The sequence below is a fragment of the Lactobacillus melliventris genome (genome assembly GCF_042679465.1).
Classification (GTDB): domain Bacteria; phylum Bacillota; class Bacilli; order Lactobacillales; family Lactobacillaceae; genus Lactobacillus; species Lactobacillus melliventris.
Map to the genome: position 1 here is coordinate 115,170 of NZ_JBHTMT010000007.1, position 21,428 is coordinate 136,597.

At 32.6% G+C, this 21,428-nt stretch carries 22 protein-coding genes; 7 read left to right on the forward strand and 15 right to left on the reverse strand.

Features of this window, described 5'->3' with window-relative positions:
• Positions 1-19: 19 nt before the first annotated feature.
• The 5 genes from ACFQ32_RS08485 to ACFQ32_RS08505 form a co-directional block, all read right to left on the reverse strand.
• Positions 20-478, reverse strand: coding sequence for a hypothetical protein (locus ACFQ32_RS08485; protein WP_143435154.1), 459 nt, complete (start codon positions 476-478; stop codon positions 20-22).
• A 207-nt stretch (positions 479-685) separates the two neighbouring features.
• Complete coding sequence (locus tag ACFQ32_RS08490; RefSeq protein ID WP_046325864.1) at positions 686-1,981, reverse strand: hypothetical protein; 1,296 nt, start codon at positions 1,979-1,981, stop codon at positions 686-688.
• On the reverse strand, positions 1,971-3,068 hold the full coding sequence (locus ACFQ32_RS08495; RefSeq protein WP_052724695.1) for a hypothetical protein: 1,098 nt from the start codon (positions 3,066-3,068) through the stop codon (positions 1,971-1,973). Before ACFQ32_RS08495 ends, ACFQ32_RS08490 begins: the two co-directional genes overlap by 11 nt.
• A 3-nt stretch (positions 3,069-3,071) precedes the next feature.
• On the reverse strand, positions 3,072-4,328 hold the full coding sequence (locus ACFQ32_RS08500) for a hypothetical protein (RefSeq protein ID WP_046325865.1): 1,257 nt from the start codon (positions 4,326-4,328) through the stop codon (positions 3,072-3,074).
• A 474-nt stretch (positions 4,329-4,802) separates the two neighbouring features.
• Positions 4,803-7,826 (reverse strand): VaFE repeat-containing surface-anchored protein, encoded by a 3,024-nt coding sequence (locus ACFQ32_RS08505; RefSeq protein WP_046325866.1) that lies wholly within the window; start codon positions 7,824-7,826, stop codon positions 4,803-4,805.
• Positions 7,827-8,045: 219 nt separating this feature from the next.
• Between ACFQ32_RS08505 and ACFQ32_RS08510 the strand changes: the two genes are divergently transcribed.
• A complete protein-coding gene (locus tag ACFQ32_RS08510) occupies positions 8,046-9,032 on the forward strand; it encodes an SLAP domain-containing protein (protein WP_046325867.1) in 987 nt (328 codons plus the stop codon).
• A 30-nt stretch (positions 9,033-9,062) separates the two neighbouring features.
• Here ACFQ32_RS08510 and ACFQ32_RS08515 read toward each other — a convergent pair whose 3' ends face one another.
• Complete coding sequence (locus ACFQ32_RS08515; protein WP_052724696.1) at positions 9,063-9,323, reverse strand: DDE-type integrase/transposase/recombinase; 261 nt, start codon at positions 9,321-9,323, stop codon at positions 9,063-9,065.
• A gap of 206 nt (positions 9,324-9,529) precedes the next feature.
• Positions 9,530-9,700, reverse strand: coding sequence for an IS3 family transposase (locus ACFQ32_RS08520; protein ID WP_084608724.1), 171 nt, complete (start codon positions 9,698-9,700; stop codon positions 9,530-9,532).
• Between the two features lie 557 nt (positions 9,701-10,257).
• Between ACFQ32_RS08520 and ACFQ32_RS08525 the strand changes: the two genes are divergently transcribed.
• Together ACFQ32_RS08525 and ACFQ32_RS08530 are read left to right on the forward strand one after the other, a co-directional pair.
• On the forward strand, positions 10,258-10,761 hold the full coding sequence (locus ACFQ32_RS08525; protein ID WP_379907129.1) for a hypothetical protein: 504 nt from the start codon (positions 10,258-10,260) through the stop codon (positions 10,759-10,761).
• Positions 10,762-10,786: 25 nt separating this feature from the next.
• Positions 10,787-11,026, forward strand: a complete 240-nt coding sequence (locus ACFQ32_RS08530) for a hypothetical protein (protein WP_038521144.1) — start codon at positions 10,787-10,789, stop codon at positions 11,024-11,026.
• A gap of 311 nt (positions 11,027-11,337) precedes the next feature.
• Here the strand turns inward: ACFQ32_RS08530 and ACFQ32_RS08535 are convergent, their stop codons facing one another.
• Positions 11,338-11,841: a thioredoxin family protein gene (locus ACFQ32_RS08535; protein WP_052726935.1), complete on the reverse strand. Its 504-nt coding sequence runs from the start codon at positions 11,839-11,841 to the stop codon at positions 11,338-11,340.
• Between the two features lie 130 nt (positions 11,842-11,971).
• Here ACFQ32_RS08535 and ACFQ32_RS08540 point away from each other — a divergent pair, with 130 nt between their 5' ends.
• Positions 11,972-12,499, forward strand: coding sequence for a hypothetical protein (locus tag ACFQ32_RS08540; RefSeq protein WP_122028983.1), 528 nt, complete (start codon positions 11,972-11,974; stop codon positions 12,497-12,499).
• A 1,319-nt stretch (positions 12,500-13,818) separates the two neighbouring features.
• On the opposite strand, the gene ACFQ32_RS08545 is transcribed toward ACFQ32_RS08540, so the two are convergent.
• The 5 genes from ACFQ32_RS08545 to ACFQ32_RS08565 all read right to left on the reverse strand — a co-directional run bounded on the left by ACFQ32_RS08545 (position 13,819) and on the right by ACFQ32_RS08565 (position 17,522).
• Complete coding sequence (locus ACFQ32_RS08545; RefSeq protein ID WP_158593833.1) at positions 13,819-13,962, reverse strand: hypothetical protein; 144 nt, start codon at positions 13,960-13,962, stop codon at positions 13,819-13,821.
• Between the two features lie 629 nt (positions 13,963-14,591).
• Positions 14,592-14,909 carry a phage holin, LLH family gene (locus ACFQ32_RS08550; RefSeq protein ID WP_038521156.1) on the reverse strand — a complete coding sequence of 106 codons (318 nt, stop codon included), beginning with the start codon at positions 14,907-14,909 and terminating at the stop codon, positions 14,592-14,594.
• Entirely contained in the window at positions 14,902-15,165 is a 264-nt protein-coding gene (locus ACFQ32_RS08555; protein WP_038521153.1) for a hypothetical protein, read from the reverse strand. Before ACFQ32_RS08555 ends, ACFQ32_RS08550 begins: the two co-directional genes overlap by 8 nt.
• A 110-nt stretch (positions 15,166-15,275) precedes the next feature.
• Complete coding sequence (locus ACFQ32_RS08560) at positions 15,276-16,325, reverse strand: helveticin J family class III bacteriocin (protein WP_046333027.1); 1,050 nt, start codon at positions 16,323-16,325, stop codon at positions 15,276-15,278.
• A gap of 195 nt (positions 16,326-16,520) precedes the next feature.
• Positions 16,521-17,522: an SLAP domain-containing protein gene (locus tag ACFQ32_RS08565; protein WP_052059623.1), complete on the reverse strand. Its 1,002-nt coding sequence runs from the start codon at positions 17,520-17,522 to the stop codon at positions 16,521-16,523.
• A gap of 373 nt (positions 17,523-17,895) precedes the next feature.
• On the opposite strand from ACFQ32_RS08565, the gene ACFQ32_RS08570 reads away from it, so the two are divergent.
• The 3 genes from ACFQ32_RS08570 (at position 17,896) to ACFQ32_RS08580 (ending at position 19,583) form a co-directional block, all read left to right on the forward strand.
• Entirely contained in the window at positions 17,896-18,414 is a 519-nt protein-coding gene (locus ACFQ32_RS08570; RefSeq protein WP_038521150.1) for a hypothetical protein, read from the forward strand.
• 401 nt (positions 18,415-18,815) lie between these two features.
• On the forward strand, positions 18,816-19,319 hold the full coding sequence (locus tag ACFQ32_RS08575; protein WP_379907130.1) for a hypothetical protein: 504 nt from the start codon (positions 18,816-18,818) through the stop codon (positions 19,317-19,319).
• Between the two features lie 24 nt (positions 19,320-19,343).
• A complete protein-coding gene (locus ACFQ32_RS08580) occupies positions 19,344-19,583 on the forward strand; it encodes a hypothetical protein (RefSeq protein WP_046325869.1) in 240 nt (79 codons plus the stop codon).
• Positions 19,584-19,980: 397 nt separating this feature from the next.
• Here ACFQ32_RS08580 and ACFQ32_RS08585 read toward each other — a convergent pair whose 3' ends face one another.
• A complete protein-coding gene (locus ACFQ32_RS08585) occupies positions 19,981-20,235 on the reverse strand; it encodes a hypothetical protein (RefSeq protein ID WP_046325870.1) in 255 nt (84 codons plus the stop codon).
• A 212-nt stretch (positions 20,236-20,447) separates the two neighbouring features.
• Positions 20,448-21,251, reverse strand: a complete 804-nt coding sequence (locus ACFQ32_RS08590; protein WP_046325871.1) for a ParA family protein — start codon at positions 21,249-21,251, stop codon at positions 20,448-20,450.
• Positions 21,252-21,428: the final 177 nt, after the last annotated feature.

The following is a 21,428-nucleotide window of genomic DNA, read 5'->3' on the forward strand; positions in this document are numbered from 1 at the left end:
TCAAGTTTTTTTACTGATGTCACTTATTACTTTTGCTATGATACTTAATTTTTGTAGCAAAATGTCCACCATGTTGTTCTTTATATTTATTAATTGCTTTAAGTCCTTGACCGTTAATGTAATCTTCTTTTGGTTCTTTAATACCGTCAAAAAGCTTTGATTTAAACTTCTGAGCTTCTGATTTATTAATATTAAAATAATCCCAAATTTGCTGATCTGTAAAGCCTCTGCCGTCATATCCATCAACGTTTTTCAGATAAAAATACACATCAGGATCCAAATCTCCATTTGATAAGCGGATTTCATCACCATTAGGATAAAAATAATGTATAGGATGTACAGCCCTTAATTCTTCTGCTTGTGCAACGCTTATACCAGCTGCTACTTCAGTAGCATTTAAAAGTATTTCCCTTTTTTTTATTAACGGTCGATACATCAAGCAGTCTCTACATCCTGAGCAAGTTTTAACATGTTGCATTAGAGGTTCTCTACTTGGCCCAAGTTTTATCCTGTGCAGATTCTTTAGGAAAGTTATAGCTCTCCGTTTATACAAAGTATCCATAGCATTGCTCCACATCTTATAACTTAATTATTTTTAACTTAAACTTTCACAGAAATTATAAGCAATACTATACGGGATGTCAATTATATAAATATAAGTAACTACTTCTACTTAGTAAAAAGTTTATTTGATTGTACATAGCGTTTTATTATTGTATCTAAGCGCTATTTTCTTATACGTTTTTACAACTGTTAAATCACTAAATTTAAATTCAACATCACTTCCAGTATTAGTAATTTTAGTTGGTGTCACTTTATAGGGCTTAACATTTTCTCCTACCGTTCCATCATTATTTAATCCCACCAGTTCAAATCTAGATTTTGTATATGTTACATAAAAATAGTCATAGAGTTTTACACGAATCTTTAAACTGTTTTTATCTAATTTTGGTAAAAGCCATTTTATACCACTTTTGGGATATTGATCAGGCGTTGTTGATAATACAGAGGAAAAGTCTTTACTATTGTTATATGAAAATTCAGCAGGATTAAAACTATTCTGTGTTGAATTGAATTCGTTGTCCTCAGACGATCTTAAATAAATTTGATATGGTTTATTCTTAGCTTTTAATTTGCTTTCCATTGGAACAATAATATTAATTGCTTTTCCATGAGAAATTAAAGCATTGTAATCACGGTACGTAGGATGAACTAAAAAATCATTCTTATTTTTATCTCGAAGTTCGATATCTGAAAAAGAAAAAATAAGATTCGAATTAGTATTATTTATTGCTTTTATAATAATGTATTCGGGAAATTTACTTGATACAACTATCCATAATCGGAATTGGTCAAACTTTGAATCTTGAAATTGTGACATTAGAGAGTTAGCATTTCCGCCACTTTTTACAATGTCTTTAGTTTGTTTGATATAGTTTTTAGCATTTAAATAGTAGTCTCCAACAGATAGATATTGGCTATTATTTATATTTTGAGTTTTTTGTTGGGCATTTGCACTATCAATAAATTTAGCTTTTACATAAATGCCATTGTCATTACGATAGACCAAAGAAACTTTTTTTAAATCTTTATTTAATAATTCGGTTCCTATATAAAATGAAATTGTATTTCCCCAAGTTTGATTACTTCCCAGAGCATAATGAAAATCACTTGGCTCATTTGGTACTTGTAAACTTTTAAAGGTATGGTTCTCAATTTTGAGAAAAAAATTTTGAGAACTAATAACGGTTCTATCAGTTCCGGAGTTAGTCAAAATTACTGGTATTGATAAAACTCCTTCTGCTTGAGCTATATCACCCATATAGAAATCTAAACTAATGCTTTTTAGCTTTTCATTCGTATTAACTTTTTGCTGCGCAACCGGAGTAGTTGCATTACTACCACCACATGCAGTTAAAAATAGAACCATTGATCCAAACATAGTCAAAGTGCTGAGAAGTTTTAGAAAGTTAACCATCATTTTCTTTCTTTCTTTTAGTATCAATTAAATTAGGTAAAATTATTTGCTTCAACCCAGATGAACTATCGTCACTGGAAAGATAGAATGCATTAACAATCCCATCCTTTTGAATAACCGAGCCTACTAATAGTAATATCGGAAATCTAAATTTTGCTAAACTTAGTTGAACATTTAATTGTGAAGCTAGTTTCACTGTAGGAGTATAAAAGACCAAGATATTTTGGTTTCCACTTAGTTTATTTATTGGCTTAGTCAGATCACTACCATTTTCAGTAAACTTATTCCAACGAATTATTACGTCTTTGTAGTAATCAATACTGTCGCTTTGCAAAGCTGGAAAAAAAACCAAATTTTCAATCTGATTAGGAACAAGTTCAATTGCAATTTGCAACGGGGATGTCATATTTTTTTTCATATTTTCATCAACCCTACCTAAGTTAAAAAAAGTTTCAAAACCTTTGTATATCGGTAAGCTTAATAACAGCTGATATATGTCAACTGTTTCCCAAAAACGAATATGATAAATAGATTTTATTGTAAAATAGTTTTGCGGTTGAAAATAACGTCTTTCGCTGCTAAAAAAGTACTCTAAAAAGCGAAAGCCGTTCACTGATAACGTAAACACCTTTACTGTTTTTTTCAAAAAATCTCTATTAAAGTCCCATTGCCAAATTAGACCGTATCTAAATAGTTTTTTTAGTGACTTTTCAACTTTGGAACGAGTAAATATATCTGGATATAAAATAGTTTGACGATAGATTTGCAGTTTTTGAACGCTTTTAAATCGACCAATAAATTTCAACCAGTATAAATCCTCGTCATTTAATTGGCATATTACATAATTAAAATCGTCAGCAATTTCATAACTATAAATATGTGCTACTGAATCTTGAATTCGAACGAAGCCTTCTTGCATGAAATTTCGATGAATTTCAAATTGTTCTTCTTCCTCCTTTGTAAATAATGACGGTAAAAATAACTTTCCATTATTAATATCAATAAACGGATTTTCATTAAGATTTGTGGTTGGAATACTATCTTCTGGTGGTTTAAAATAATTGTTTTTAGAAAATTTATTCATTTTCATTTGTTACATCATCTTACTAATATCCGTTCTTGCAACGCCTTGTGGAAATTTAATTATTGTACAACGACCACTTCGTGTCTTAAAGTTTATGCCAGTCAATATAACTGTTACCGGGGTGTGCTTAGCTGCATCTAAAGAGGTGGGTTTGAAAGGAGATCTACCCGATAAGTCGCCCTTTATTGACCAACCTGGAGCTACCTCTACTAAAATTCCTTTAACTGGATCAACGCCAATAATATAAGCCTTAAAGACTGTCCTACTATTTAATTTATTTCTTATTTCATCTGCTGGGTCAGGAATAAAAGGTAATCGTGTTGTATTAATGATATATCTTATACCACGTGGAACAGACAAACCTGTTTCCACATCATCTTTTGCACGTTGAGATTCCCGATAGTCAGATTTTATTACTCTTGTTATAGAAAATTTTATTTTTTGACCGATAAAAGCTCTTTTACTTAACGGTTCTACTCTACTCAAGTAACAAAAATCATTCCCACGCATACTTAACGATATCCCGTGATAATCAAAGAAAACTATGTCACGAGGTGGTACCACTTTACGCTCACCATTAGAGTCAATAATTTTTTCTGGAATTTCAACAATTCGTGTTATAACACCTTCTCGGACTTTTGAGGTAACTTGCTTAGGTTCCTTAATGTATTGATTATAAAGAGGATTGCCCACAGTGAACTCAGCTTGTTGAATTGATCCAAGTAAAATATATTCGGAGTCAGCCTCTCCTTCATTAGTTTGAACAAATTGATCAATCGCTACTTTTTTTCGTTGTCCAACTAAATCATCTAGATGTCTATAATACGTCCCAGCATGGTTCATAGGTATATATATAGGAGCATTATTCTCGTAGATTCTCATCTTCAACATTGTTAGATTTTTAGTTCCAATTTTAAATGTATTAACAGATTCACCCTCAGCTTCAACTAAGTCTTCTTCACTTAAGGAACTCTGTGAATTCATTCGACGACGGTGTTCAGCAACTTCTTCTTGCATATAACTTGGTATTTTTTCTGCTTTACTTAAAAAGTCTGGGATAGTGTTGTCACCACTTTCATATGCTATCTTCCCTTTAACTTTATTTTCTTCACTTTTTTTACCATCTCCATCAGATGGAATATCTTGAATATTGTCTCCTAATCTTTCCCTACCTAACTCATCAGATAAATTATCTATGCTCATATGCTTCCACTTTCCTTCTAACAAATACAAAAATTGTTCTTTTAGATTATCAAAGTTTTTCAAAATACATTTTTTTCTTCCAAAAACGATAAAATCAACTTTGGGGAAATTATATATTTAAATCTGGTCTAAAAATTTTAAACAAGTAAAAAGAATGCCACTACAGATAATTATATATTTAATTACTTATATTTATAAATGTTAATATAAGCATAAATATAAATATATTTATACTAGCCAGAATTATATGGCTTCTTTTCTAATTTTTCACTGTATAAAAAAAGCATCCAGAAATAATGTACAAAATGCTTACTTAATTGTTATCCAAAAGAGTTTCAAAGTTTACTTGTCAAAAAGTTTTTAGCCTAGACTTAACATAATAAGTAAAAAATCTTTGTAATCATAAAATTATAAATTTTATATATTGATTCAATTACAATTTAGATTCCTAATAGCATAAAAAAACCAAGTTATTGACTTACCTGGTTTTCAAAAAATATAGTATATAATATAGATTTTTTTATATGTTATCGCTTTTTATGCTACAGTTTGTTTTCGTCTTGCGTCATATACTAAGCTACTCATAGCGGTAACAAACATAGCTATTCCTACCCCTTGCAGAGGCCTATCCTCTCCTATTCCTGTTTGTGGCAGGATTTCTTTCTGCGTCTGTAGCGGCTGTGCTTTATTTGTGGCTACTTGCTTTCGCATTACTGGCAATATGGTATGGATATCCATTTGGGATTTGCTCTCCTCTATTGGTACCCGTTTATCACGATTTAGTTCGTCGGTCTCACTTTGTTTGGATAGATCTTCTCCAATTGAGCTCTTTTGACAATTTTTCCCCACCGTTCCTTCACTACAACTTGAAACTTTATTTGTGTCAAAACATTTGCTTTCTATGTCTGCAATGCTATCAGTTTGCCTGCAGGCAGTATTACCCGTGTCATCTATGATGTTATTACTATTTTCATTCGTAATATTGTTATTGTTATTATTGTTGTTATTGTTGTTAACAATAACTTGAGCACTATTGTGACTGGTATCCGGGCGAGGCTGTGGCAATGGGATCACTGTGCCACTTGTATGATCTACTGCAACAGTCTGTGCTGCGTCGCTCAAATCTTCATGAGCCGCGACAATTCTACCATTGGTATATATACTCTCAAAAGCTGTAATATTGTGTCCCTTGTATTGCGTCCCGTCAAATACAAAGGTCAGCGTTATTGTCCCGTTAGCAAGGTTGGGCTTGAACGTGGCTGTTGCCATGACTGGTACTCCCTGCTTAACCACAGGCATACCTGTTACTTGATCTATCAGTTTTCCGCGCACGCTGTATGTCACGCCTGGAATTAAGTCTGTGTAACGAACAATATCTTCCACTGTGTTTTCTTTCTTCGGTGCTAGAACTTTCTGTGTATTATCGCTTAGTGTCGTATGTAGCTGTGGATTGGTCGTATCCAGTGACTGACCAATATCATTTAAATCGCGGTGGTCTGTAAGCAGATAGTCGTTGTAATACAGACTTTCATAGACTACAAGCCTGTGGTTCCGATAATGATGCGCATCAAATCTAACCTTGACACTAGTTCGACCATTAGAGGCCGCTGGAGTGAATTTGTGTATGAATTTTACCATTTTACCATCATTCATCACTGCATTTCCACTATCCTTATCCATAATTATACCTTTCAGGGTATACTGCTTACCTGGAATTAGTTCCCGATAACTGACTACATCAGTAATAGTTTCGCCGTCTGTTGGCTGTAGCTGCTTACCTAAAGTCTCCTTGTTAACAGCATTGGTATGGATATTTGGATTAGAAAAATGCACTGTCTCGTTTTTGTCATTTAAGTCTTCATGGACAGCTGTCCAATGTTCGGGCTTATCACTGCGTGCTATTTCTGAAAAAGCTACTAGGTCTTTCCCAGCTAAGCAGGAGGCGTTGGGTATTCTTAATTGAAGGTCAGTTACAGCTTCTATTCCACCGTCGTTACTGTCATTATTAGGAGAACCGATCGTCTTATGAGCTTCAATTTTCTGCCCATTAATTACCAGCGGTTGACCAGTCGCTTTGTCTACCAGCCATGCATGCACGTTATAGCTAACAGTGCCGACTAAGTGACTAAAATACAAATGCTCGTTTAAGATCTGAGGCCCATGAATCGGCTGACTATATTTCGTATTGTCTTCTAAATTGGTCAAAAGCGAGGTCAAAAGCGGCTTTTTGTGATTGTTAATCGGACCCTGCACGGTCAAGTGATAGACGATTATTTCTTCGCCATCTATCACTTCCTTAGTAATTTTGGCATTATTAGTTAAGTTTTCCTCAGTTAGATCAATTTCTACTGGAGTCGCATCTACATCTAGATTCTTTCCCGTTGATTTTTCTATAGCGATATAATGTCCTGGATCTATGATACCCGAACGAGCAACCCCATTTTTATCAGTGGTAATAGTGCCAATTAATCGATCCATCGACCAACCTTCATCTGCTGTATACACATCAAATTTAGCCTCATTGACAGGATTCCCTTCATCGTCTTTTTTTACCAGATCAAATTGTGCTTTGATTTTTTTAACTTCTGGCGGCGTTGGCGGTGTATTAGGTTCAAAAATTTTACTAAAAGACCATGTGTCTTGTGCATTCCCCGATTTACATCCTACAATTCCTACGGTGTTCTGGGTATTAGCAGAAGATGACTTATATACTGGCGTTATTAAAACGAAACGTGGTGTAGTTGCAGTAATTGAAGCTTTAGGTATATCATCCGAATTTTCACCATTTTCTTTTAGTTTAACATTGATTGGTTTATTAGACTTAATTGATTTGGGAATCGGTTTCAAATCAGCTGTCGTTAAATTTGCAGCTTCTAATGTAACATCCACAGATATGGGAGAACCATTTTCGCTGACAATTGGTGTCAGTGTTGCTGTACCTTTTTCTTTATTAACATTAGTTGCTTTAATCTTTAAGGTTGTTTTACCTGATGTATTGTATTTTTTATCGTTCTTATGCTTCTGAATCCAGTTATAAATTTCATGGACTTTTTTACCATGGGCATCGTTGTGCCAGGTAATATGGGTTGTTGCACCACAAGCCACCCAAACAGCTAATTGTGTCGCATATTCAGCTTCAGAACTATATCCCTTAAATCCCATTTCTTCTGCACTATTTACACCAAACCCTGCTCGTAAAACTTTTTTTACACCAACAGAAGCTTGGGTAGCTATTTTCTTTGATGTTCCATAAGGTGTATATTTTCCCGGGTTAATGCAATAAAAACGAAACCCTTTGCTTGAATGCATTGCTTCATGTCGGTCATCAAATCCTCCTGGTCCATTAACATCAGCAAAATATCTTGTACCAAAAGAATCTTTAACTATCTGTACAGAAGATGGTGGCTTTTTTGCATCAAGCCTCATATAATGATGTCCAGCTGCAAAAGCTTGTTCACTTGATCCTAAAAAAACAGATAAAGCTAAACCAATAGCCGAAGAAAGTTTTATTTTTTTGTGAGGTTTTACGTTATTCTCACTAATTACTTTGCTTAATTTCATCAACAATTCCCTTCACTTTTATTCAATATACAGAAAAAACTTACTAGTCTGTATAGAAACATAATAGGAGGGAATTTAAATTTATGCTTTACTTTTTAAATTTACAGAAATTCATTCATATTTTTATAAAATTCATTACATGAAAACTTCTGAATAAAAATTTTACTTTTATTATGATAGTCATGTAAACAATATTCTTAACTATCACAAGGAGGAAAAATGAATTTCAAAAGGAAAGTGATTAAATTAAACAGTAGTATTGCTTTATCCCTGGCATTATTTAGTTGTGTTGATGTGGAAACAAACAGTTTTCATAATGTTGTCCAAGCTTCTAGCTATCAGAAAGCAAAGATTACTCATAATGCCTTTATTTACAATAACAAAGGAAAAAGAAAAATTGACTTTACTTTAAAAAAGGGCAAATTAATAAAAGTCTATAATAGGAAAAAAATAAAAGGAAAAAAGTTTATTAGAATCGGTAAAAATAAGTACATAAAAAAGTCCAATGTTAGAAAAATAAAAAAGTATCTGTTTACTATTAACCTCGAAAATTATGTTAGTGCGCACGTTATACCGCAAAAAGACAGTGCGTTTGGAAATGATTTTATTGGTAAACAGAAAATATATGAAAAACAAAGGGACTCAAACGGTAATGAATGGCTAGCAGTAAATAAAGATAATTGGCTATTAAAAACTGATGTTGAAAACTCAAGTAAAAAAGATAAGGATGATGCAGACCAAGAAAATAGATCTATATTGTCTAGTAGCCCTAAAAAAACTATCACTGAAATTAAAAATGATAGTTACACAAAGGCTATTGAAGACAGCTTTCTTAGCCAATTAAATGCTTTACGAAATAATAAGGGAATGAGGCCTTTTATTTACAATGAGGCTTTACACTCATACGCCAAATTGCGTGCTAAGGAAACTCTTCGAAACTATAGCCATGTTCGACCTAACGGTGAAAAAACAAAGTTTGGTGAAGTTTTAGCTGGTGGCACAGCGAGTGCTTATGGTTCACCTGAAATAACTGCAAAAGAAATTTTAGATTGTTTTATTTATTATGATGCTGCTTCTAACTGGCAACACCGTGATTTATTGCTTAATCCCAATTATACAAAAATGGGAGTAGGCATAGCGTGGGATAAGAACACAGATTATGCTGATGCAGCTGTGGGCTTTAATCTTATCGCAAATTTCTATTAGTTAAATAATCTAAAATCTGTTAAACTGCTTTTAAAAACCATAAAACATTTCTCGTTTGAGCATGCCGAAGGAGCCTTCCATTAACCCTTCATTAAGGGAATTGCTCTTGCGTGTCATTGATTGGTCAATGCCATGGCTTTTCAGCCACGCTTGAAACTGTCCATTTTGGTATTGCCAGCCTTGATCAGTATGGAATATCAAGCCATTCAAGGCTGGATATTTTTGCCAGGCCTTTTTAACATATCCATAGTCTGTTAAGATTAGGACTGCGGGAAATGGTATAAGAAACAATCTCTTGGGTGCAGCCGTCAATGATCGGTGATAAATAGGTCTTTTGACCCTTAAACTTAAACTAAGTTATATCTGAATACCTTTTGTGATTGGAATAAACCGCACTGAAGCTGCGTTTAATCAGGTCAGGCTTAATCGGACCCTGGGTGCTGCGATAGCTGCTGTATTTGTGCTAGCGTTTACTGACTATGTCAAATAATTTCAGCTTATTCATTAAGCTCTGCAGTAATGCGGCGATAGCCATAGCGGTGCTTGTGTTCTTCATAAATAGCTTTGATTTCAGCCATTATTTCTCGATTATCCCGCTCTTGGTCCTTCTTCTCTAAAATTATAGTAGTAATTACTGCGGGATAAGTGCAGCAGATTGGAATTGGCATTAATGGTATCAAGAATAAAAGGTACGCTGACTTTAAGCTCACGTCTTAGTTGGGTAACTGCCTGGGCTCTTTAAAACATAAAGAAAAAATATTGCTAATGGCCTAAAAGAGCCAGTTCGAAAAAATGAACACTGGTGGCAAAAAATTTTTAAGTAATTGGGCATAAGACCTTGAGACATATTAAGTTCACTTCTAACTGGCTTATAATTATTCACTAACAATAGGGAACTTAACGTTTAAAAGTAACGTATTTAAAGTTATTTTGGCAATATTTGCACCCACTATAATATTAATTTCCACTGTCTTTTTTAAATAAGTAATCAATATTTCAAATGACTCGTAAGAGTCATTTTTTATTTTATCTTCTAGTTATTAATCTTTGAAAAATTTGATAAGTTCATATTATCAAGCACAAATTAACTGGATATTTAATGAACTATATGTTTATATATACATAAATATTTTTTAATATTATTTGTTGACAAATTTTTATACTGAATTATAGTTTTAATATCAATGTCGACATTGATCTAAAATTTTATGAAAGGCGTACTATTATGAAAAGTACCATTAAAAAATTGGGAATTTCTCTTGCGGCAGCAAGTTTTATAGGAACGACTATGGCAACAACTGTAGTAAATACATTTGCTGCTACGGATAACTCCGTAAGTAATTCCAATGAAAATCAAAACGACAGTTCATATGAGGCATTGTACGGTTCATTAACTAAAGATCAACAAGATGAGTTTGATCAAATTGTTAATGGTGCTGGACTTAATGAGGAGCAGCAGAATACTCTCTTACAAGACAAAATTACTGAACAAAACAATAACCTGACACGTGGCTTAAAGTTAGAAACAATTAAGAAAATTGCCAAATACGTTGCTAAAATTACTGGTAACAGTTTAAAAACTAAGCCACTAAAAGCTTTTGTAAACTTTCTAACTGATTATGAAGGTAAAGCTGAAGATGGTATACGATATGCGCTAATTCATTATCTTCACCTTAACAGCACAGTCGCTTACTGGACGGCACGAACAGTCGTATTTATCTATCTTTAAATAATCTAAAAGGTGTGACTATAACATGAATACTACTTTAATAATAATCATTATCTTGGCTCTAGAGCTTCTGCCAATCGATACTTGGCTTGCCAGATACAATATGACGCTTGCTATGCCTATCCTTTTTACTTTAGCGTTGATTGCTGTGTTTCTCCTCTCTTTAGTGGGCTTTTCAAAAGCTTTTCATTGGTATGATTATCTAATAGCAGTTATTACATGTGTTTATGAATGGATGATATTCTTCAAAAATAACAAAAAATAAGCAAACCAAAACTCAAATACGCAAATTAATTACAAATTAAGCAGATTAAATACCTAATCAAAAAAATAATTCCATATATACCAAAGCAACTTAACATAATGTACATTAAGCGAAGTTGCTACGAAACCTAGTGCTACAAGGCTTCAAACTGCAGCAAAAAAATGTTTGTGAATTTGAAGCCGTATAGCAAAAGGGAAGGCTGTTAAATCAACCTTCCCTTTTTTCGTTACCTGATAATTTCACAATTAGACCAATTAAAATCATTTTAGATAAATATGCTTTTTCAAACTAATCATTAAAAACTGCACGTATCAATAATTTTTTGTCAAAAATTGATTCAAAGTACTTTTACCTCGATCAAACACTTTAAAATGTCTTTTGTTTTTAATTTTTATTAAAGTTGGAACACTTCCAACTTTATACTTTTTTCGTTCTTTTTTTAAATACTTATCTTTATCTGTGTTTTCAGTATTTATGTAATAAATTTTTATTTTCCTTTTTTTACTAAGCTTTGCTAATCCAGGGACGAAAGCTCTGCAGTATGGACAAGAGGCTTTTCCCCAAAATACATAAATGACTCTTTTGTTTTTTTTATCAAGTAATTTATTTATTTTTTTAGGAGAAATTTTAATAAAAGTTTTGGTAGCCTTTTGATACTCTGTATTTTGATATCGCAACACTAATTCACTGTTATCTCTATATCCAACATGTTCAGTATCATCAATTTCAGCAGCTTTTGTATCTTGAAAATTACAATTAAGCACAGATAGACCTAACTGTATCAAAATAACCACATTGATAAATGCCTTTTTCATAATTATTGCCCCTTTATATATTTCTATATTAATTTTTTATTGATTTTATTGCAAACCAGAGCTATTATTATAATCAGCAAAAAATAAAAGCTTGAAACTTTTATTTTAATTATAGAAAGAAGAAATAAATATGAAGCATTTAATAACCCTACTGTCATCAACTGCTGTGTGCGTTTCGATGCTCGCAGTACCAGCTACAACAGTATCTGCAACAACAATTACTCCTGCTCAATCAACAGCAACGAGCAATCAGCTAACCAAAGCAGAAACTGAAACTCTTAATGCTGCTATCAAAGGATCTCTGATTACTTATCCGGATTCATCCGGCGTTGCCCAAGTCAAAATTGTAGATAAAGATTATCTAGCACAATCTTTAAAGCGAACTAATCTTAAAGTAACTGTAGAAGATGTACAATCTGCATTAGATAAAGTTAATGAATATGCTAAAAATCACCCAGATGAATTTACTTATGAAAATCCACTTTTAAGAAAAGTTAGGCATCATAAGGCTTGTTCGTGGACAATGGCCGGCGCTGGTACTGCTACCAGTCTTGGATGGGCAATTGGATCTGTGGCTGCAGGAGCTACGGGTATAGGAGCAGCATTAGTTGGTGTTGGTCTAGGAGCTATTTGGACAGGAGCAGGTCTTGCCTGCTAATATGGTATAAGCAATGAAAAAGTTAACTAATAAATATTATTTAACGATAATGTTTTTCTTGATAACATCAATCACTACTCTCAGTCCGATTTTCATTCGTTCAAGGTCTGGTGGAGTTTGGAGGCTATGGTTTATTATACTTTCCACATTTACAATGTTCGCTAACGAATATTTGGCTAATAATGCCAAAGTTAACATTAGTAAAAGAAAGTTAAAAGTTATAGCTGGAATTGCATCGTTAATTATTATAATGATAATTTTTATTCTCCTTGGATTTTGGAGTAATTGGAATTACCTTTAAAGTTATTTAAAAGTCCAAAATAGCACTAGTAATTAATCCTAGTGCTATTTTTATACAATAATTTAAGCTTTATTTTAATTTGCCTAATTTGGCCCCTATTAGCCCCTGTGAGCCGTTTTGTCGTCCTCGGGTATACTTACACCTGATTTTCCACCAAATGGACGACTTCTTGACGATAAGCTGTGTGATTTACCTGCCAAAATCATTTCCCTTTTTGCTCAAAAATGACTGTCCCAATTTTTTAAAAGTAGACAAAATCATTCCTCAACTATTTCGCCTACTTTTATTTTTTACCCCCCCGCTCTCCATTACATCTAAAGCGAGCCTGGCATTCAATAAAACCAAAATACGGTTTTAGAAGTAATTTTTACCTTCGTGAGAATGTTGCTCTACCAGGGTTTTTAACAATCCCATTTTGGGACTGTCAGCTCCCTTTCACAAACCCAGATGGGGCTTTCAGCTCTACACCAGCGTTTGCAACAGTCCCATATTGGGATATTTCGCAAAAAAAGTGCTAGCAGGCAGCTGCTGTTAGAAAACGCTTGGCACCGCCAAGCTATCACCTTACGTTAAGTAAGTGATAGCAGTTCTCCTTATGCTCTTTCCTAAAAATTTGTGAAATTCCAAGATATAGGTAACAAAACAACTTTATCTAATCCGATAAATGACAACGAACGACCAATATAAATCAACATCAAGAACCAGGTTAATCTCCTACAAGCAAAACTAAAACACTACTCGACACCCTAACCTGCAAATAAACCATGAAAGACTGCTGAACCAAAATCTACTACGCCAGCTGCTCCACCTAAACCTAAAACAAGATCAAATAATTAACCTAAACTGCCAATTACTGTTCCCTGCAGTGGGCACACTGGCCCCATAAGGTAACTAACATAACCGCAAAGCGGTTAGTTAGGTAATTTCCCCTTGCAATAAGGAGAAGAAACTATCTAACTAACCGCTTTGTCGATCGTTGGTTACTAATCTGGCCACAAAGGACCAGCATACATTTAAGCTAAAAAACGCCCTGCACAGTAGCCGAGCCGTTGTTTTTTGTCGCTCCAAAATATGATCTGAAGGTCTGGGCAACGCCATATGCTAACCCCAGCCAATAGTACCTCGTACTATGTTCTGTCCTTGCTACTGCCGTATGTTCCACTGCTGCCTGCTCGCCTTACATATGAGTAATTCTGATCACACAGTAGTCGTCTGTACCGCCCTGACCTGGTTTGCTTAACTGCTGGTCGTCACCGCCACTTGCCCCACTGCATTCGTTACGTGCTTTCGGAAATAGATTTATTACTTGAAATGGCTCTATTAAACCTGTCCCTTTTTTCAACTTTGTCCTGTTGGTTCGCTTGATAACGGAAAAGACCTCCGGGCTAATCTTTTAACTCGAAGGTCTTTTTAACTTCATCTCTTGAATTTTTAAGTATTTTTGTTATACTTAATTTAATTGATGAAGCTAATCTGTTACCCTGCAAAAGTTTGAGATTAGCTTTTTTCATGCCTTGATTGTCCTTATTGGCAATCAAGGCATTTTATTTGCTTGTTAAAGTAATCATACCATAGAAATATCAAATTCTACTAATTTTTTTAAAATTAATAGTCTTTTAGACTGAGAGTAGTATTCTATCAAGCTTAAAAGCTTTCTAGATTAACAACAAATTGCTGCCAGCGTGTTTTAATGGCTAATTATCATTAATCTAATAAATTATATAATTCAACTACCTGCTCATTAAGTTCTTGTATGATTTACGCAATTTGCTAAATCTGCTTTGTAGGCATTCAACTACGTCTTGTTTTAGTTTGATTATAAGCATTTTGTACCAATCCAGCAGCCACATTCTTGGTTAATGGTACTTTTAACTTTTTTGCTTGGATCATTAATGTATCAGTAGCTGTCTGTTTTTTATCTGCACCAGATTTCTCACTTTTAATAGCTTCCTCGTTAACTAAAACTTGAGCAAGCTTATACCATACATCTAACTTATCTGCTAAAGATTTATTACGTTCTTTAATATATGGATAAATACCAACAAGAATAAACGCAATTATTACAGCTAGCGTGCTTAACAATTGTAAAATAGACGTTAATTTATCCATCAATATCACTTCTCTCCTTGACAGTAGTAAATTGTGCTGCCTTTAATTTACGAATTTTTTCTTTTAAATGATCAATTTCATTTTCATCATTAAGAAACTTTGTACGATAGTATTTTACTTCGTTATATAATCGTCGCCGTTCTTTATCATTTGCAGTATTTCTTGTTTTTACATGCCACTGATAAAAATTGATTAGCATTGAAACGAGTCCACAAAAGGCAGTTGAGGTTAGCAAAATTATCAGTTTTTTATACATTATGCATATTCCTCCTTGCTATTTTGGTTTGTATAAAAGAAAGAGTCTCAACAGTAAGTGAGCTGTTTGAGACTTTTAAATATTTTATGATCTATTTATAAAACTTATTACTACTCTGGGTCATTCCAAGTAATTTCATAAATTCTACTGTGCAAAGTCTTTAATGTAGTTGCGTCATGATATGAGACCGTTAAATATGCATCATTTTTATTAATTACTTGAATACTTTCAAACTCAGTAACAAATTTACTCCGATCTAAGACTGAACCATTATTGTGATCATTATTATTAGCATTCAAATTAATTCTATGCCAGTTCTCTGTGCTATTCCAATCCACTAATCCATTCGGCAGTTTTTGATAACCATAAGGTATTTTATAAATATAACGATCTTGAGCTACCCCTTGACCTACATCATCTGTTTTAGGTGCAGCTTCACTTGAAATATAGATATTTTTTTTATCGTCTATATCAAAGCCCTGAATTGATCCAACAGCAGATGTAAAATTCTCAATTTTAAATGCATAAGAACAACGAAATTGATCAAGCGGATAATTTGTAGGACCACCATTGAGAGCTTTATTAATTTCATTCACTGAGTAGAAACCAAAATGAGCCGTTCCACTTGTATCAATAGTAACAATCAACATATCTAGATAATTTGGAGAAACCGCAGCTTCGGATCTAAGCAAATTAACTCCTGGATAAACTACATTATCATCATAGCCTGCTCCTGCTCTATTAAGAGCTGACAACCTAGGCATCTGTGTATTTTTCGTATATTTTTTATTTTGAAATTTTACCCTTGCTATTTGAGTAGCCCAGTAATATTTAGAGCTTGAAAGTTTTTTAGGTTTTGTACCAATAAACCACTCACCATTGCCGTTAGGTCCAGCATATTCCCAAGTTTGTGTATGAGAACCTGCTGTACCACTCTTTTTAGCACCCTTTAAAAATAACCGAAAATGCTTTTCGCCTTTTGTAAATTGTGCATTAAATCCATCTTTTCTTGCTCTATAAACTACAGTATCTGTACCTTTGGCCAATTGCTGCAACGCATATATATATTTAGTTGCTACATTACCTTTTTGAACAACTACCTGATGGAGACCATTCAATTCATATTTCAAACTTGGCGTTACACTAGATACTTTTCTCATATCGAAACTCCTTTACTAATTGAAAAAATAATTATCTATCCAAATCTTTAATCTCGAGATCATAATTAAAATAGCACGTAAGGAGGAATTAAGCCGACTAATGTCGGCTTAATTCTTTGTTGGAGGAATTGTGCAAGTTTTAAGCAAAAAAAAAACAATGAGGATTCATTGCTTTTTATATTTAACTTTATTCTTTTATATTTTTTCTATGTTGGCTGGCGTGACATCAGCTGCTGTATTTATTGGCTTTAAATGATTGCCAAAAGTATATTTAGCAGTCGAAGCTTTCACAAAATTACAGTTTGACATCGATGAAGGTGAATCTAAAACTTCATAAAATAGTTCTGCTTTTTTATCTGCTGGAACCCATATATATCTTAATCCTGTAACCGAAACCGTATCACCTGAACTAAACCATGAATCGTCCGCAAATTCTCCTTTTATATTATAAAGATATGCGTCATTCACAAATCTTACATGCATGATATTAGTATACGGTATTAGTTGCTGACGAGGCTGCGTTTTAAGGTCGTCTCTTAAAACAAACAATTTTTTATTGTTTTTTATGCGGAATACTTCTAGAACTCCATTATCAAGCATATCAATTTTAGTCGTCCCTGCTAGTTCTTCTCTATTACTGCGACGATCAACCACTAGTTTCGTACCCTTTTTGACATATTTATTGGTAAATTCACCTTTATTATTAACAAGATTTGCTTTTGTAAAATCTTTATCAGAAGAAAATGGCGATGATGCTATTGTAACAGTAGCATAATTAGTAAATAACTTATTTCCATTGATACTATCAACATTTATAGCTTTAATATAACCGCCATGACCGATGTTGTAGTATTGTTTACCTTTAATTGTTTTATATGGTAGATAATACCAGTTCATATCTTTGTCATTAAAGGAATAACGCTTGGTATCTGGATCAGATAGGGCTTTAATTTTGCCAACATATCTTACTAAAGCACCCTTTTTTAGCAGCCCATTCGTTTTAAGATAAGAATACTTTTTCTTACCCTTTTTGTTATAAACACGAGTCTTATGATTCAAGGTTAGCTTGCCTTGCTCAGAATTTACATTTGACGTAGTAGTTTGAGCTTGATCAATATTAGTTGTAGTAACTGCTAATGATGTTGTTGTCAATATTCCAGCTAATAAGCTAATAAACAATTTTTTGTTAATTTTCATTGTAATTACTCCTTTATCCTTAAATTCTAATAGCTATCTGGTTAATTGTCTATTAAGGCTACCTTTACTGGACCAGGCAACCTAATATAAATATTAGTCGAAGTAGTGCTAAGCCAAATGGCTATCAGTTTTAAAAGATTTATAAAAAACTTCGTGAAAAATAAAGTGCGATCCTCGCATGCAAAAGAGACATACTAGACGTCTAGGCAATCCATTTGGATTGCCTTTTTGTATATCTACACTTTTGAAATCTACGTGTGCTTCTATGTTTTAATAAAACCCTCTTTACTCTTTTGAGGACTTCGTCCTGTTATTGATATATAATAATATATAGAAATATATAGTAATATATAGCAATATAAGAGAAATATATATGAAAGATATAAGAGAAATAATTGATATAATAGTACCTACAGCATCTAATAAAGAAGTAGCAAGATATAGAACAAGGATTAATTCGTATATAAAAAAATATAAGATAATATATAAAAAAGAAAATAGAAAAATGGTTCTTGATGAATCAGAAGCGAAGAAAGTCATTGCTCATTTTAAAAATGGTGAAGTAGGTTCTGCTAGATCAATTAGTAAAACTGATTACGTCAGACATTTGGAAGAAAAAGTAGCGAAACAACAAGAAGAAATTGATCAGCTTAATAATCGATATTTAAGTAAAATCGAGGAGCAGAATAAAGAGTTAAGAGAAGCTAATAGGGCTTTAGGAAAAAAGTTTGATCGGTTAATGCAGCTTATGAACCAACAACAACAGTTACATGGCAGAGACCAAAAGATAAAAGAGCAGGGCTCTTTAGAACGTAAGGAAAGAAACATTGATAATGAACTAAAAGAGCCAGTTCGAAAAAATGAACACTGGTGGCAAAAGATTTTTAAATAATTGGGCATAAGACCTTGAGGCATCTTAAGATCACTTCTAACTGACTTATAATCATTCGCTAACAATAGGGAACTTAATGTTTAAAAGTAACGTATTCAAAGTTATTTTGACAATAATTTCACCTACTATAATATTAATTTTCACTGTATTTTTTAAATAAGTAATCAATATTTCAAATGACTCGTAAGAGTCATTTTTTATTTTATCTTCTAGTTATTAATCTTTGAAAAACTTGATAATTTCATATTATAAAGCACAAATTAACTGGATATTTAACGAACTATATGTTTATATATACATGATTATTTTTTAATATTATTTGTTGACAAATTTTTATGCTGAACTATGGTTTTAATATCAATGTCGACATTGATCTAAAATATTATGAAAGGCGTACTATTATGAAAAGTACCATTAAAAAATTGGGAATTTCTCTTGGGGCAGCAAGTTTTATAGGAACGACTATGGCAACAACTGTAGTAAATACATTTGCTGCTACGGACAACTCCGTAAGTAATTCCAATGAAAATCAAAACAACAGTTCATATGAGGCATTGTACGGTTCATTAACTAAAGATCAACAAGATGAGTTTGATCAAATTGTTAATGGTGCTGGACTTAATGAGGAGCAACAGAATACTCTCTTACAAGACAAAATTACTGAACAAAACAATAACCTGACGCGTGGTTTAAAGTTAGAAACAATTAAAGAAATTGCCAAATATGTTGCTAAAATCACTGGTAACAGTTTAAAAGCTAAATCACTAAAAGCTTTTGTAAACTTTCTAACTGATTATGAAGGTAAAGCTGAAGATGGTATACGATATGCACTAATTCATTATCTTCACTTTAACAGCACAGTCGCTTACTGGACGGCACGAACAATCGTATTTATTTATCTATAAATAATCTAAAGGTGTGACTACAACATGAATACTACTTTAATAATAATCATTATCTTGGCTCTAGAGCTTCTGCCAATCGATACTTGGCTTGCCAGATATAATATGACGCTTGCTATACCTATCTTTTTTACTTTAGCGTTGATTGCCGTGTTTCTCCTCTCTCTAGTGGGCTTTGCAAAAGCTTTTCATTGGTATGATTATCTAATAACAGTTATTACATGTGTTTATGAGTGGATGATATTCTTCAGAAATAACAAAAAATAAGCAACCCAAATACGCAAATTAATTACAAATTAAGCAAATTAAATACCCAATCAAAAAATAATTCCATATATACCAAAGCAACTTCGCTTAACATAGTGTACATTTAGCGAAGTTACTACGAAACTTAGAGCTGTACGGCTTAAAACTGCAGCAAATAATTGTTTGTGAATTTGAAGCCGTATAGCAAAAGGGAAGACTGATTTAACAGCCTTCCCTTTTTTCGTTTAACCCCGCCAAAGAATTTTGGCGTGCTAGATAGTTACAAACAACTTCAATTTTCAAAGCAGTCGAATATCTACTCATAAAAAAGTGCTCCTAATAGTCAGATTATTGTCTAACTTTTATGGGACATTTCATAGTGGCAAAGTGTTTGTATATACTGATTGCTTACTTTTAATTATAAGTTCTCAATGAGATCAGAAAGAAATTTAGAATCAGATCTATAATTCCTCATACTTGCAACTTCTTTTAGTTTTTTTCTTACACTTGGCTTAAGACTGAAAGTATAATTTTTTGTATTTTCTATCTTTACTGAGTTAATCGGTGGAATAACTGAAAATTGACTATTCTTATCTTTTTTTAGTTGTTCAGCTTTTTTACTGCCCTCTTTTAAAGTTTCTTGTATTTGCTTATTTTTTGGATCGAAGCCCATAATTTTCCCCCTTATATGTACTACTATAAAGATATTTATAAATATAAGGTTATTTATACTTGTACTTATAAATAAATTTATATTTATAAATTATAATTTTTATTACCAAACAAAGATCTTTAGCTTAATTATAGCTAAATCATATTATAATATTTATAAGTATCTTTATACTTATAAATGTAAGTATATTTGATATTTTATAACAAAGCAAATTATGTGTGACTTATTTTATCTGTTAGTTTCGTAAAGGTTGAATTTATCTCATCAAAAAATTTTCTATTTCTAATATAGGTCTTATGGTCCTTACTCATCGATGTAATTGAAATTTTATCTAAAGTAGATCGATTAAATAATTCTTTTTGGGGTATAACCGCGAGTACATCTTTTTCCTTTTCAATGACATTCAATAATTCATGAGATGACTTTGTATTGTGCCTTACCATATTAGCAATATAAAATAGATTAGCTGTTACATATGATTTTCTAGTACTAAAATCGATAGCCTCCTTCTTTAATTCCTTTATCCGTTCTTCCAAATTGAACTTTGCATTATACCCGTGTTCACTAGGGGTGATCGGACTTAAAATAATATCACTTACAATAATTGCATTTTTAATTGCAGTATCAAAATCCGGACGAGTGTCAAAAATCACGTAATCAAATTTATCTAAATGCAGAGCATCATAATTATCGGCCAGCCACATATACAAAAGCATGTTTTTATTGGTCTTATTTTCAATTGATGTTTCAATCTGATCTAAATGCATATCTCCTGTGATTAAGCTAATATTATCTTTAACCTTTCTAATTACTGCGGTACTATTTTCCAAAAAGATACCACCAACTGTTCCGTCAGTTTCATAATGATCATATATCTGAGAAAGATTGCATTGATGATCTAAATCGATTAGTAAAACATTACTATTATTTTCTTGAGCAAGCCATTCTGCATAGTTGAACGCTAGTGTTGTTTTTCCTACACCACCTTTGATAGCTGAAAATGTAATAAATTTCATTCTTCTTATCCTTTCATTTGCTTCTAAATAAAATTAACAGTGATTAAAGTTATAATATAACTTTAAAATCTTAAGAACATTTTAGCACTCATACTTAAATTGTTTCCAGTTTTTATTTATATTTATACGTATGAATAACTTTATGAATATAAGTGGCTACAAATTTAAAAAATAAAC